At 48.6% G+C, this 14,052-nt stretch carries 10 protein-coding genes; 6 read left to right on the top strand and 4 right to left on the bottom strand.

Annotated features, from left to right (window positions below; all coding sequences use genetic code 11):
• Positions 1-244: 244 nt before the first annotated feature.
• The 5 genes from helD (at position 245) to BP97_RS0116715 (ending at position 7,830) form a co-directional block, all read left to right on the top strand.
• Positions 245-2,599: an RNA polymerase recycling motor HelD gene (helD, locus tag BP97_RS0116735; RefSeq protein ID WP_036746072.1), complete on the top strand. Its 2,355-nt coding sequence runs from the start codon at positions 245-247 to the stop codon at positions 2,597-2,599.
• 117 nt (positions 2,600-2,716) lie between these two features.
• Positions 2,717-2,953 (top strand): DUF6953 family protein, encoded by a 237-nt coding sequence (locus BP97_RS0116730; RefSeq protein ID WP_028550120.1) that lies wholly within the window; start codon positions 2,717-2,719, stop codon positions 2,951-2,953.
• Between the two features lie 530 nt (positions 2,954-3,483).
• Positions 3,484-4,386, top strand: coding sequence for a PAS domain S-box protein (locus tag BP97_RS0116725; RefSeq protein ID WP_028550119.1), 903 nt, complete (start codon positions 3,484-3,486; stop codon positions 4,384-4,386).
• A gap of 32 nt (positions 4,387-4,418) precedes the next feature.
• Positions 4,419-6,383, top strand: a complete 1,965-nt coding sequence (locus BP97_RS0116720) for a HAMP domain-containing methyl-accepting chemotaxis protein (RefSeq protein WP_051620664.1) — start codon at positions 4,419-4,421, stop codon at positions 6,381-6,383.
• Positions 6,384-6,513: 130 nt separating this feature from the next.
• Positions 6,514-7,830 (top strand): deoxyguanosinetriphosphate triphosphohydrolase family protein, encoded by a 1,317-nt coding sequence (locus BP97_RS0116715; RefSeq protein ID WP_028550117.1) that lies wholly within the window; start codon positions 6,514-6,516, stop codon positions 7,828-7,830.
• 376 nt (positions 7,831-8,206) lie between these two features.
• Here BP97_RS0116715 and BP97_RS0116710 read toward each other — a convergent pair whose 3' ends face one another.
• A complete protein-coding gene (locus BP97_RS0116710; protein WP_028550116.1) occupies positions 8,207-9,271 on the bottom strand; it encodes an acyltransferase family protein in 1,065 nt (354 codons plus the stop codon).
• Between the two features lie 189 nt (positions 9,272-9,460).
• Here BP97_RS0116710 and BP97_RS0116705 point away from each other — a divergent pair, with 189 nt between their 5' ends.
• Positions 9,461-9,790 (top strand): hypothetical protein, encoded by a 330-nt coding sequence (locus BP97_RS0116705; RefSeq protein WP_028550115.1) that lies wholly within the window; start codon positions 9,461-9,463, stop codon positions 9,788-9,790.
• A gap of 80 nt (positions 9,791-9,870) precedes the next feature.
• On the opposite strand, the gene BP97_RS40700 is transcribed toward BP97_RS0116705, so the two are convergent.
• From BP97_RS40700 to BP97_RS0116690, 3 genes are all read right to left on the bottom strand, one after another.
• Positions 9,871-10,323, bottom strand: coding sequence for a hypothetical protein (locus BP97_RS40700; protein WP_028550114.1), 453 nt, complete (start codon positions 10,321-10,323; stop codon positions 9,871-9,873).
• A 188-nt stretch (positions 10,324-10,511) separates the two neighbouring features.
• Positions 10,512-12,221 carry a proline--tRNA ligase gene (locus BP97_RS0116695; protein ID WP_028550113.1) on the bottom strand — a complete coding sequence of 570 codons (1,710 nt, stop codon included), beginning with the start codon at positions 12,219-12,221 and terminating at the stop codon, positions 10,512-10,514.
• A 364-nt stretch (positions 12,222-12,585) separates the two neighbouring features.
• Positions 12,586-13,926: a hypothetical protein gene (locus BP97_RS0116690; protein WP_442952370.1), complete on the bottom strand. Its 1,341-nt coding sequence runs from the start codon at positions 13,924-13,926 to the stop codon at positions 12,586-12,588.
• Positions 13,927-14,052: the final 126 nt, after the last annotated feature.

The following is a 14,052-nucleotide window of genomic DNA, read 5'->3' as shown; positions in this document are numbered from 1 at the left end:
AACGGTTTTTTGCATAAATAGGCAACTGAAATAAAAAAAACGTCTTCCGACGTTATGTTAGGCTTGTCTGATATTGATTTCAAAAAGGAGAAGTGCTACAATGGAAATCGGTTGTTTTCAAACGATGAAATAAAAATAATGCATGTTAACATTTCTTAATATCATTATAGCATCCTGTTCAAGCAATGTCAAACATGAAAATTTTTGCTTACATTCCATTCGAAAAGAGGCGATTTTTTTGAGTATGTCAGAAATCGATTGGCGCGAAGAGCAGCAGCGAGTGGATTCAGTTACGAGCAAGATAGGAAAGAGAATTGAACGGCTGGCGGTGGAGGTCGGCGATGTTAAGACCGATGTTGTCGATATCCGCAAGCATTTTTGGGATGAAGTGACGGTTAACTTAAGTACCATGGAGGATTTGACGGAAACCTACTTCAGCTTGAAGCAGCAGGTTGAAATACTCAATGACCGGGAACGCAGGCATCGTCAGGCTTCAGTCGCTCTCGGCAAGCTGACCCGTTTAATCAAGACGCCTTATTTTGGGCGGATCGATTTTAAAGAGGATGGTACAAGTGGAGCGGATAAGATTTATTTGGGTATCGCTTCTTTTTCCGATGAGGATGACAATACGTTTCTTGTGTATGATTGGCGCGCTCCGGTGTCGAGCTTGTACTATGATTATCCGCCGGGTCCCGCCTCGTATGAGACGCCAGGTGGAGAAGTGACAGGGACGATGGAGCTAAAGCGCCAATATGTCATTCGCGACGGGCAAATCCAGCTCATGTTCGATACAGGCGTCACGATCGGTGACGAGCTGCTGAAGCAGGTGCTGAGCCGCAGCTCTGATGCTCAGATGAAAAGCATCGTTGCGACGATTCAGAAGGAGCAGAATCGAATCATCCGTAACGACCGCAGCCGGATGCTGATCGTGCAAGGGGCAGCGGGTAGCGGTAAAACATCCGCCGCGCTGCAGCGGGTAGCCTATTTGCTGTATAAGCATCGGGAGACGCTGCAAGCGGACCAAATGGTGTTGTTCTCTCCGAACCCGATGTTTAACAGCTACGTTTCTACAGTGCTTCCTGAGCTGGGAGAAGAGAACATGCAGCAAACGACGTTCCAGCAATATTTGGAGCATCGTCTTGGCAAATATTATAACCTTGAGGATCCGTTCGCACAGCTTGAGTATGTTCTTTCATCGGCATCCGATCCAGGATATGAGGCGAGAATAGATGGGATTCGTTACAAGTCCTCCGTTGATTTTTTGACGGTCATATCCCGTTATAAAGAAGTCCTGGAACAAGAAGGGATGGTCTTTAAGCCTGTAAAGTTCCAAGGCAAGGCCATCATCTCCGCAGAACGTATTAAAGAACGGTTCTATGAGTTCGACCGATCCATCCGACTGCCGAATCGACTCGTCTTACTTAGAGATTGGTTGCTCGGCGAAGTGAGAGAGTTCGAGAAGAAGGAACGGCAGGAGGAGTGGGTAGAGGAGCGGATCAATCTGCTTGAGCCCGAAGATTACCAGCGCGCCTACACCCAGATGCGCCGCAAGCAACAAGATCTGCCGATCACGTTCGATGATTACGACGTGGAGAAAGATCTGCTTGCCCGCATGGTTGTTCAGGAGCAGCTGAAACCCGTTCGAAGCCGGATTAAGCGGCTTCGCTTCGTTCATGTAACAGCTGTCTACCGCCAGCTGTTCGAGGATGAAGGACTGTTCTCTCGCGCTGCGAAGGAGGTTGGCAAACCGGAGCTGTGGCCGGATATATGCAAGCAGACGGTATCGCGAATGGAACTGGGAGACATCGCTTATGAGGATGCGACGCCGCTCTTGTATTTGAATGAGCAGATGCTGGGCTTCCAGACGAACACTTCGGTTCGTCACGTGATCGTGGACGAAGCTCAAGACTATTCTCCGTTTCAGCTTGAATTTCTGAAACGTCTGTTTCCTCGCTCTCGTATGACGGCGTTAGGCGATATGAATCAGGCGATCTACGCTCATTCCTCAGCGCTCGGCGAGCTTGATCCTATTACAGCGCTGTATGGTCCGGATCAGACGGAGCTGATCCGACTGACTCGCAGCTACCGGTCCACTCGGGAAATCGTCGAGTTTTCCCGAGGTATGGTACCGGGAGGCGAAGAGATCATCCCGTTCAACCGCGGCGGCGATAAGCCGCAGGTGTTTGAGGCGGCAGACCGAAATTGTATGCACGATAAAATCACAGCCGATATTGAAGCGCTGCGAGCAGAGGGCTTCGATTCGATCGCCATCATTTGCAAGACGGCAGAGGAGAGTGCGGAAGCTTATGATGCCCTGCAGGGACGACTGCCGCTGCAGCTTATAACGAAGCATACGCCAGAGTTCGCCAAGGGCATCCTTGTGCTTCCGGCTTATTTGGCCAAGGGCGTTGAGTTCGATGCCGTCCTTATCTATGACGGCTCGAAGAAGCAATACTCGCGTGAGAACGAACGCAAGCTGTTCTATACCGCGTGTACTCGAGCGATGCACCTGCTTCATATTTACGTGTTAGGTGAGCTGAGTCCATTCATCACTACCCAGCCTGAGGATACTTACGTACTGGAGAACCTTCATGCGTAACTACTTTGACCGGTCGCTATTGCGGCCGGTTATTTTAGTTGCGGGCGTCGCCGTGTAAATCCAAGGGGCTTATGATACAATGGGGAACACATCATTTTATAGCGAGGGGAATACCAAATGAGTTATACGGCGTATGAAGTTGCCGAATGGATGGTGAAAGAGGTGCGATTTGCCGGTATCTTATACCAGCAGGAGGCTGTCGATCACATAGCAAAGCACTTTGGCGAAGCGTTCATTTATGTCAATGAAAACGGAAATCGTTCCATAGATAAAGAAGTCAAAAAAATATTTAAAAAGCTTCATAGCGGAAGAGCGGCTTGGGATAGAGACGGGTTTTTCTGGGGGTGGACGTAAACCGTCGCTACGGTTGCATGAACGATTGGACAGAATTTGGCCTAGCATCTGATTGGATGACTAGGCCGATTGGTGTTGTCTTTATTATAAGCGAAATTCTATATATCCTCCCCGTAACGTTACACAAGATCGTGCAGTACGGCATTTCTGTCGTATCCAGGTGCCAAAAATTCCAAGTAGTGCCGCTCCTGCATGTATCACCTCATAAATAAGACCATTCACCCTAGGAATTAGTTCCCACAAAAGAAGCTGAAATGAAAAATATAAGCTTGAAAGTTTAATTAGGTAAAGTTTTATGCGAAATATGTCGAAATAAGTAAATCGAACTCGGAAACATAAGCTTTGCCTGTACTGTTATTATCCTGAAAGCGTTTGTACTGCTTCAAAATGAACCCATATACTGATTGTATAATCCTTCATTCCGTTCATCGTTTTACTTCTCCTATTTGGTACCATTTAACAATGGCTTGTTATTTTATGGCTTTGTTACAATGTTGGCAACAGATAATAAACTGGGGGGAGGGCGAATTATGAACGAGATTTTTCAATATGCTGCGGATGCTATGGTGCTTATCGGACTGAAGGAGGGAAAGCCGTCGCAAATGGTTGCGGCTAACGAATCGTTCCTTGCCTTATTGGGGTACGACTCCATATATGAATTAATTCATCTTCATCCAAGAGAATTGTATGCTCCGGAGTATGAGCGCGAAATGCTCAAGAAAGAAGAGAAGCTACACAAGCTTAAAGCTGTGCTGGCAGAAACGGTACTAGTAAGAAAAGATCGGACTACGGTCTCCGTCGAACTGAACATGAGCTTGATTCCCCGAAAGCCGGAACCGCTTTTACTCAGTATTGTACGGGATATATCTGAACGAAAATGGATTGAATCACAGCTGCGTCTACCGCATATGATCGGTTCGGGACTGCTCAGCGAGCAATTAACGGTGGAACGGTTAACACAGCATGTTCCCGGAACGGAATTATCCGTTGAGAATTTCGAGGAACGCCCCCTTGTTCATTTTGCAGCATCGGAAGATATTATGATGATTCGTCAAAAGCTCAAGCAATGCGCCAAAGAAGGAAAAGTCGCGGAGTTTATATTTTCTACCTTGGTAAAAAATGTGAGGCGTAGACGAAAAGCCCTTGCATGCCCTTTTTATAAAGCGGACGGGACATTCCGGCACTTTGCTTTTATATTGCAGGAAGTACATAACGATGTGCTGCCTTCGGTATCTCCTTCCGTAAGGCTTCAAATGCTAATGCTGAACCGGCAGATTTCCCTTTTAGAATTGTGCCGAATGACTGGTATTTCCAAAACGACACTTTCCAAGCTGCGCAACGGTAAAATAAACAAGCCTCATGCTTACACAAGAAGATTGGTTGCCCGTGCTTTGGGTGTGGATGAATCGGACATTTGGGATGCTACGAAATAACACCATGTGAGAGATGGAAGGAAGACATGAGGATGCCAGGATTTAAAAATATGAGCTTAAAAAGCAAGCTGATTACAGCTTTTGCTTTGGTGCTGATCGTTCCTTGTTTGCTAATTGGAATTATTTCTTATCAAACGGCCAAAAGCAGTATGCATAGTGAGTTGATTGCTTCGGCGGAGGATACCGTTAGCTTGATGAATCAATCTGTAGAACAGTATATCCGCATGGAGATGGGCAATGTGCAGGCCTTGGCCAAGCAGCTGACAAGTGCCGCTATTGATGAGAAAAGCCCTCGTGCCCGAGAAATTACGGATTCCTTCACCTCCACCCATCCGGAGCTTGAATTGGCCACTCTGGGTAATGAAAACGGGGCATGGATGAAGTCACCGGACCCTGGGAGTCAAAAGTATGACCCGCGGGAGAGAGATTGGTACAAGGATGCGATGAAAGCCGCAGGGACGGTCATTGTATCCGATCCGTATGTGTCGGCTACTACGGGGAATATGGTAGTAACCATTGCCACGTCGCTTCCAGATAAAAAAGGTGTCATCGGCATTAATTTAAGCCTCGAGAAGCTGTCTTCCATGGTAAAAAGCGCTCAAATCGGGGAACGCGGCTACGTATACATATTAGATAAAAATCAAAAGTTTCTTGTCCATCCATCGCAGAAGCCAGGTGATGAAGCAAAGGATGAACACTACTCTTTGTTCTATAAAGAGGAAGCGGGCAAAGTAAATTACGTGCTGAACGGTGAGCAGAAGCAGGCGGCTTTTGCGACAAACTCGTCCACAGGATGGAAGCTGGTAGGCACTATGGTCTCGCAGGAAACCGTGGAAAAATCGGCGCTCATTTATCAGGTAACGGTAGGCGTTATCGTGATTTCCTTTATACTTGGCGGACTGCTGGTGTTCGGCATTATTCGTTCCATTGTGACTCCATTAAGGCGGCTTATGGAATCGGCAGCTTCACTGAGTAAAGGTGATCTTCGTCAAATGGTGGAAGTGAAATCTCAGGACGAGATTGGGAAGCTGGGACAAAGCTTCAATGACATGGTGCATTCCTTAAAGACGATGATTATCGAAATCGGTGAAACTTCAACCCAACTGGCAGCCTCTTCAGAGCAGCTGAGCGCAAGCGCAGAGCAGAACGCGAAGGCAACGGACCAAATTGCGACCTCAGCACAGGACATGTCTTCCGGGTCACAGCTTCTTGTAGAGCGCGTTAGTGAAAGCTCAAGAGTGACAGGAGAAATGGTCACAGATATGTCGGACATTACCAAATTGGTGCAGCATACTTCGGCACGCGCGGCAGAGGCCAGAAGCTATTCGGATGAAGGAGCCATAGTGCTGGGGACGGTCATTCGGCAAATGGATGTGATCGGTGGTAATGTAGGACAGCTGGAGTCTATTGTGAAGGAACAGGCAAGCCGTTCTCGGGATATTAATCAGATTATCTCGCAAATTACGGACATCGCTAACCAGATTAATTTGCTATCCCTTAACGCTTCTATTGAAGCGGCGAGAGCAGGAGAGCATGGCAGAGGCTTTGCCGTAGTTGCCGGCGAGGTGAAGAAGCTGGCGGAGCAGACCGCAAAGTCTTCAAACGAGATTAATGAGCTGATTGGGCATATTCAAGACCAGTCCGAGCAAGCTCTAGGCTCAATGATAGTAGCGGCACGTGAAGTGTCTGAAGGCAAGCAGGTTGTAGATCGAATGGGACTTCTGTTCGAGGAGATTAAAGTGAAAATTACGGAAGTATCTGATCAGATGCAGGTCGCATCGACCTCCTCGGAGAACGTATCTCAAGGAACCCGCAAGGTGGGTGAAACCATGAATACCGTATCACAGGTTACTGAAACGGCTGCTGAGCATACGGAGCAAATTTCTGCAGCGGCGGAAGAGCAAATGGCATCCATGCAGGAGATATCTTCCTCCGCGCAGGCACTGTCTTCTATGGCGGAAGAGCTGCAGATGAAAATCGAACGATTCAAATGTTGATTTTATTTTGTCCACGGAAATGATAATATGGTAAGTAGAAAAAGAAAACGGCGTTCCCGGGGAACGTCGTTTTTCGATATAGATTACCGGAAACGGACCCGGGATTGGCGAATTGGAGATGAGGACATAGATGGATTTGCGAAAGCTTCGATTGAATGACACAACGGCAACAAAATCTAGCGAAGAACGCGATGAGTATGAGAAGGATTACGCGAGATTGATTCAATCTCCTGCGTTTCGGCGCCTTCAAGGCAAATCGCAGGTGTTCGGCGCGGGCTCCGGCGATTATTACCGCACACGGTTGACTCATTCACTGGAGGTATCCCAAATAGCTCGGGAAGTAGCCCGCAAAATGGGGAAGTTGTATCCTTTCCTGGGGCGCAAGGAACATCCAGGGCTGATGATCGATCCGGCCGTAGTGGAATGCGCTTCGTTAGCTCATGATTTGGGACATCCGCCATTCGGACATAAGGGAGAGGATGTGCTGAACAGACTGCTTGCAGTGGTTCACGGAATGGCCTATGAAGGCAATGCGCAGAACTTCCGTATTCTGATGTTTCTTGAAAAGCGCGCAGGCAGCGGAAGCGGCCTCGATTTAACGGCGGCTGTACTGCTTGCAATTAATAAATACCCGTACAATCTGGATGAACCGGGACGGATCAAAGGCGTTTACGGGAAGGAATGGCAAGAGATTGCCATGCTTCGGGATCACTGGGGTATGCCCGAGGGCTGTTCCACGCTGGAGGCACAGCTGATGGATTTGAGCGACGATATTGCCTATTCGACGCATGATATAGAGGACGGCATCCGTGCTGGTAAAATTCAGATGAACCGGACTTTTTTTGAAGATCCGCGGCTCGTAGACAATGTCATTCAAGAAATTGTAGACGATCATGGTAATGGAGATATGGGCTGGGATCAGGTCGATATGAAAGCGATGGTCAAGCAGGTGCTTATTTCGTTCTTGGAGCAATGGGAGACGATTTATAAGGAGTGCGGCCAGGAGTCCTCAAGAACGCGCAGGGAGATTAAAGCTCGCTGGGTTAGCTTGTTTGCTCATCAGGTCGGAATTATCGACGATCCGAAGAAGGGCTGGAAGAGAGTTACCTTTGTTCGCGACGGGCAGGAGGACGTTCATCTGCTTCGTACGATGGAAATTTTGAAAAAATTGGCGTGGGTGACGCTAATTAAAGATTTCCGTGTGCAGCGGCTGCAAAAGCGCAGTGAAATTATGATTCAAAGATTGTGGACTAGCTTCATCGAATACGAAACAGGCCGCTTGATCATCCCGCCGGACTGGATGGAAAATTACGAGCAGCACAAAAGCAAATGGCCATGGCCACGTTTTGTTGCCGACTATATCTCTGGCATGACTGATGCCTATGCGGAAAAAGTGTACGCCGAAATGTTTGCTAGCAAATCCGGCTCGATTTATGAGATGGATTAAAGGTGAAAAAGGACGCTCATCGGGAGCGTCAGGTTGACGAGAACCCTACGAAAGCTTGAAATATTGCTTTATACTCCGGTCAGGTATACCCCTACGGCCGCTGTTGTTATCGGGAAATTTTTAATTTTTTCGCTTTCAGCGGTGATTTCCCGATAACAAAGGCGGACGCTATCGCTCCTCCAGGACATACCTCACCTACCTATATAGCAAATTTCTAGAAGACACGGTTTATCGCCAAAAAGGACGCCCCTCGAAAGGGCGCCCTTTTTGGCGTGAGGACTAGGAAAGAACGACGAGTCTGTTTACTCATCTGTTATAGAGACACAGTACAAACGTCAAACCCCTAGGGATGATCCAGGGTTTGGAGGCAGCAAGTTTATTTTGATGCGGCAGCTGTAGGCTGAATCTTGGGCAGCAAGAGCTGTTTCAAACGCTGTACCAGTGGTTTTTCAATGAATGCATAGAACACGCAGCACATGACTAATGCCGCCAGGAAACAAAGGGAAGTAACGGCAGCAGGGCTGATCCATTCGGTCATATGGGCGGCCTTCGCTACCTTCAAAGTAATCGATAAACAGACCAGACTTGTCAGTAATATCGAGTAGGAGGCGTCTCCAAGAAACTGCAGAGGCTTTAACCACTCAGGAGCCTTCACCTTAAGCGAACCGATTCCTACCAGAACGAGTGCCGAACCTAATGTATAAAGGGTATTCACATAGGATAAATCAGGATATACATGTCGAAAGCCCCAAACAATAGGAAAAACGGCGATTCCCGCAGCAAGCCACATCCTGCTCTTTCGAATGGCCACATGCTGGAGGAAAAAGGCAACGGCAATCCCTAACATAAATTCTAGATGAAAGCCATCGAATAAAAAGCGAATCCACAAATTGTCTTTTAAATGAATCCATCCGAGACTGTTCAATCCGATAATAGCAACCCATACCGTAAACAAGAGGAAGGCAGCCGGTTTTCTCAGAACAAACAGCAGGGAGAAGGCTATATAGAAGAAGACGATGTATATGAGAGACCATGCTACTCCTAGAATAGGCGGATTTGCTCCTGGAACGAGCAGCAGGGACCGGACGATTTCTGCGGGCTTCGTTTCAAACCCAAGACCGAAGCTTGGCATTAGAAAATAAACCGGAATAACGGCTAGTGTAACGAGCCAGTACAGCGGATAAATGCGCAGGAAGCGCTTGACGATAAAAGAGAGCCACATTTCGGCATGACCAAAATGACGCTGGTACAAGGTGTACATTAAAAAACCGGTAAGCACGAAAAAGTATGCATATCCTCCAGAGCGCCCCATGTCGCTCACCCCAAGGAAATTTATTTGAAAATATTTGTTGGCCATTTGCGATGCATGGAACAGCATGACCAGCACAACGGCAATGCCACGCGCAGCTTGAATGTAAGGGATAGTGAAGCGTTTTTCCATTGCGGTTGTCTCTCCATTTGCTTTCAGATTTTTTTCTTTTGGATTCATCATCTCATAGGGAAATGTCATAAGTATGACTTTAATCTGAAAGCCTGCTGAAAGGACCCTTAAAATATGCTTAATCGTAAGCAGCGCCGCATAAGCTGATACGGAAGCCTGAAAATGATTTTGCGTGGAGGGGAATGAGCCATGACGAAAGAAGAAGTACTGCTGTTGCTGCAGCAGCTGCCTGAACAGCTGCGGGAGGCGGAGTCTGATTACTATGATGGACTTAGCCGGTTGGAGGATGCCAAGCTGGCCCTACATGCGAAGGAATGCGAGCTGTTCAGTCTCGGTATGGTGACAGGGAAAAACGAGCAGGCGCGCGACGCGGAAATTTGGCAGCATACCCATGAGCTTAGAAGAATGCTCACGAGAGCCAAAGTAGCCGTAGATCAATCCAGAGTCGATTACGATTATTTGAAGAACAAGCTGGAAAATACCCAGCTCATTGCTCAATTGCTGCTCCAATTGGATTAATGAACACGAAAAAAAAGACCTGATTTACAGGTCTTTTTTCACTATTCGCTATAACAATTTCGCTTTGAACTAACTAGGCTTTAGAAGCAGGTGAACTGCCTGATTCTGCGCAAATCCAAGCCGAAGAACAGCCAGAAGCCTACAGGACCGATACCGTACCAGCGGAATCCGGATATCGAGTTGCGGCCTACGTGAGTCAAGAACATCCAGTACTGATCTCCGTTATCCTGCCAAATGTAAGTGTTGCGGAATAAGCAGCCGCGAATGCTGCCGGGGTCTACGGCAAATGGTGCAACGGCAGGCTCTGGAGGAATGAATGAAGGCGGGGGAGACTGCGGTGCTCCGGGAGAGCTGCCCCCCGGTCCAGGACCCATGCCGCCTTGAGGCGGTGGAGGCGGGAATCCGCCTGGTCCCCCTGGAAATCCCCCCGGACCTCCGCCAGGCCCACCCGGAAATCCGCCCGGTCCCGGCATAAAGCTTCTTGTATCGTGTCCATTGTATAGTGATTGTTGATATGGATACACGTTAAACATCTCCTTTTCAGTAACAACTAAACAAATGCCTATCTAAGATTCAATATATGTAGCAGGTGCCTATTCGGTTATGGGCACGAGCCCGGAAATTTTCAATTCACTCAAAAGGCTGCACATAAAATAAGACCCGATGCCTGTTCGAATCAAAGTACAAATCAGTGTACTCCGCTCCGTGGCATCGGGTCTATCTATACATTTGCTAATTGTTTAAGGATACGATCAACAGCCGCTTCGACGGTTAATTCCGCTTGTTCGCTGCTGCTGCGTGTTTTGTATTCAACTAAGCCATCAACCGCTTTTTTGCCAATGACGAGCCGGATTGGAATGCCAATCAGATCAGCATCTTTGAATTTGACTCCTGGTCTTTCCTCGCGATCATCCATCAGCACCTCAATGCCTAGACCGCTTAGCTGCTGATAGAGGCTCTCGGCTAAATTTCTTTGCACCTCATCTTGGGTCGAGACTGGAATCAGATGAACCTGAAACGGAGCTATCGAAGCCGGCCACGTGATGCCCTGCTCGTCGTGATATTGCTCGACTATAGCAGACAGCAAGCGGGATACGCCAATACCATAGCAGCCCATGATGAGGTGGGTTTGCCGACCTGCTGCGTCCGCTGTTTCTGCCTTAAGCTTATCGCTGTATTTGGTGCCAAGCTTAAAGACATGACCGATTTCAATTCCACGATGAAACTTCAATTCACTTGCGCAGTGCGGGCATCCTTCCCCTTCCTTGACGTTGCGGAAGTCTCCGACGTGGTTGAGAGGGAAGTCTCTTCCGGGCACTACGTTGCGAACATGATAATCTGCTTCGTTAGCACCGGCTACACCGGAGGCGACTTGAGCGGCAGAATGGTCTACCAGCAGCTTAAATGGTAAACCGACCGGTCCTATGTATCCTGCCGGCCCTCCTAAGGATTGCTGGATGGTCCATTCATCGGAAAGCTCTAGCGCTTCGGCCTGAAGCCACTGCTTCACCTTCAATTCATTGACTTCGTGATCTCCACGGATAGCTATGGCTACTGGTTGCCCGTCCGCAACATAAACAAGCGTTTTGATTATCGTATCGGCTGTAATCCCCAAAGCATGCACAAGCTGATCTATTGTCTTGATACCAGGTGTGGCAAACTTTTCACAATCGCAGCTGGGTGCCGAAGTTGCCTTTTCTTGTATTTGCTGCGCGGACACAGCCTTTTCCAGATTAGCCGCATAACCGCAGCTTGAACATACCACTACCGTATCCTCGCCAATCTCTGCAAGGGCCATAAATTCGTGGGTTTCTCCTTCACCGCCAATAGAACCAGCATCCGCTTCTACCGAACGGAAACGCAGTCCGCAGCGCGTAAAGATTCGATGATACGCTTCATACATTGATTGGTACGTCGAATCGAGACTCTCCCAATCCATGGCAAAGGAATAGGCATCCTTCATTATAAACTCCCGGCCGCGGAGCAGTCCGAAGCGGGGACGACGCTCATCCCGAAATTTCGTCTGGATTTGATACACGGTCATAGGCAGACTACGATAAGAGCTCACCGTGTCACGTATTAATGAGGTAACGACTTCCTCATGGGTAGGTCCTAAAGCAAATTCCCTTTGGTTTCGGTCATGAAGCCGAATTAGCTCGGGGCCGTAAACATTATAGCGTTCGGATTGCTGCCATAGCTCCGTCGGCTGCATCGCAGGCATGAGAAGTTCCTGAGCTCCGGTACGATCCATTTCTTCACGGATAATGCGCTCTATTTTCCTTAAAACCCTCCAGCCAGTAGGAAGGTAAGTGTAGATTCCCGCCGCCAACGGCCGGATGAACCCGCCTCGTAACATGAGCTTATGGCTTGCTGCTTCGGCTTCAGCTGGAATTTCCCGCAATGTTGGGATCAGCATATTTCGCTGTCTCATAGTTTTGCCTCCTAACGTTTTAATCCCCAAGTTGGATTCGATGGGTTTGGATAAAAAATAAACGCACTCGTCAGGGACGAATGCGTCGTGGTACCACCCTATAATTTTAACCGCCCCAAACAATCAAGGCAGCATCTTCATGAAGATAACGGCTTCTGCCGTCAGCGGATACATGGCTTGCTGGTTCCCCGCTGAAGCTTTCAAGGTGGGAAGGAGCTCTGTGATTGTGGAGACTCGCAGTCTTAGATCTCCTTCTCTGTAACAATCAGCCTGTAGTCCTTATATCCTTGGTCATTGCTTATAGATGTATAAGTTGGTACTACTTTACATGAAAAGTACTGGATGGTCAAGTGCAAGCAGCTGGCTACAGCAAAAACATCGCTACAACGGTCGTTACCGCTAATCCGATCACGACGGGCTTCAGATTACGCCGCGCCAGCTCGAAAGGATCGACGCCGCAAATCGCCGCGGCAGGAATAAGGGCCCAAGGGATCAGAGTTCCACCGCCGACCCAAATGGCGGCTATTTGCCCCAGAGCGGTCAATGTGGCGATGCCGGAACCGATGGCGGTAGAGAATAGATTGGCAATCGAGCCGGCCAGAGAGATACCGGAGAATCCGGAGCCGTCCAAACCGGTAATGGCTCCGACTGTGGTCAGAGTGACCGCACCGACCGCGCCGTTAATAGGTACCGTATGGGCTAGAGCAAGCCCGAGGTCGTTGACCAAGCCGTGAGAGCCTGCAGGAAGCACCTTCCCGAATATGTCGATAAAGGCTGAGTCTCCCAAGTAGAAAAACGCGGCTATCGGGATGACCGGTCCAAAAATTTTGAAGCCGAATTGAAGGCCTTCCACTAAATATTCGGCTGATTTTTCAAGCCCTTTGTTCTTATGTGCCGTTAAGGTAATGAACAGCATGATGAGGAGAGCCGTACCACCTACTAGTGCCGTTGCATCTCCGCCTTGCAGCTTTAGCAAGAACATGGCGATGACATCGGCTAGGAATAAGATTGGAATAATCACCGCGAATATGAGGCGATTGGAGCGGGATAGAGGGCTTATACCGTTGCCTTCCGTGGCAGTGGTTTTCACAGGCTCAGCTGAAAGACCGGTCGTTGCGGTTAGCTTGCCGCTCTTCATGTCACGGCGAAGCAGCCAGAAGCTAGTGATGGTCGTCACCGCACCCATTACGATAACGAGCGGTACGCTGGCCTGAATAACATCGCCCACCGGGATGCCAGCAGCATCCGCCGTCAGCTTAGGTGCGCCTTGAATGACGAAATCGCCGGATAAGGCGATGCCGTGCCCGAACAGATTCATTGCGATAGCTACGCCAAGCGCAGGCAGGCCGACCCGGAGAGCGACGGGGAGGAGTACAGCTCCCAGCAAAGCAACGGCAGGCGAAGGCCAGAAAAACCATGAGATGACCATCATCAGGCCGCCAATGATCCAGAACGCGAGCGTTGGAGTCCGTATGAAGCGAGCGAATGGGGAGATCATTGATTCGTTAATGCCGGTCTGTGACAGCACTTTGCTCATGGATACGATGATAGAGATGATCAATATCGTACCCATTAATTCCTTTATGGCGTAAATAAAGCTGTTGAACACACCGCTAATGGATTGGCTTAAGGAGTGTGTGGACAGCAGCCCGAGTAGAAAAATGCCCAAAATACAGAGAATCGTTGTATCTCTGCGGAAAACCATGAACCCGATAATCAAAACGATAAACAGCAAGTACACCCAGTGCAATGACAGAATGGAAACCTCCAACGCAATCGCCTCCCATGACAAAAGCCCAAGCTTAGGTAATACACCATATGCATGGGCTTT

The organism is Paenibacillus sp. UNC451MF, assembly GCF_000686845.1.
Taxonomy (GTDB): Bacteria; Bacillota; Bacilli; order Paenibacillales; family NBRC-103111; genus Paenibacillus_S.
This window is presented reverse-complemented; position numbering and strand designations above follow the sequence as displayed.

Coding starts and splice junctions, on each gene's coding strand:
- BP97_RS0116725 (WP_028550119.1), top strand. CDS start 3,484: ATGAACGAGATTTTTCAATATGCTGCGGATGCTATGGTGCTTATCGGA.
- BP97_RS0116720 (WP_051620664.1), top strand. CDS start 4,419: ATGCCAGGATTTAAAAATATGAGCTTAAAAAGCAAGCTGATTACAGCT.
- BP97_RS0116690 (WP_442952370.1), bottom strand. CDS start 13,926: ATGGTTTTCCGCAGAGATACAACGATTCTCTGTATTTTGGGCATTTTT.
- BP97_RS0116710 (WP_028550116.1), bottom strand. CDS start 9,271: ATGGAAAAACGCTTCACTATCCCTTACATTCAAGCTGCGCGTGGCATT.
- BP97_RS0116705 (WP_028550115.1), top strand. CDS start 9,461: ATGACGAAAGAAGAAGTACTGCTGTTGCTGCAGCAGCTGCCTGAACAG.
- BP97_RS0116730 (WP_028550120.1), top strand. CDS start 2,717: ATGAGTTATACGGCGTATGAAGTTGCCGAATGGATGGTGAAAGAGGTG.
- helD (WP_036746072.1), top strand. CDS start 245: ATGTCAGAAATCGATTGGCGCGAAGAGCAGCAGCGAGTGGATTCAGTT.
- BP97_RS40700 (WP_028550114.1), bottom strand. CDS start 10,323: ATGTTTAACGTGTATCCATATCAACAATCACTATACAATGGACACGAT.
- BP97_RS0116715 (WP_028550117.1), top strand. CDS start 6,514: ATGGATTTGCGAAAGCTTCGATTGAATGACACAACGGCAACAAAATCT.
- BP97_RS0116695 (WP_028550113.1), bottom strand. CDS start 12,221: ATGAGACAGCGAAATATGCTGATCCCAACATTGCGGGAAATTCCAGCT.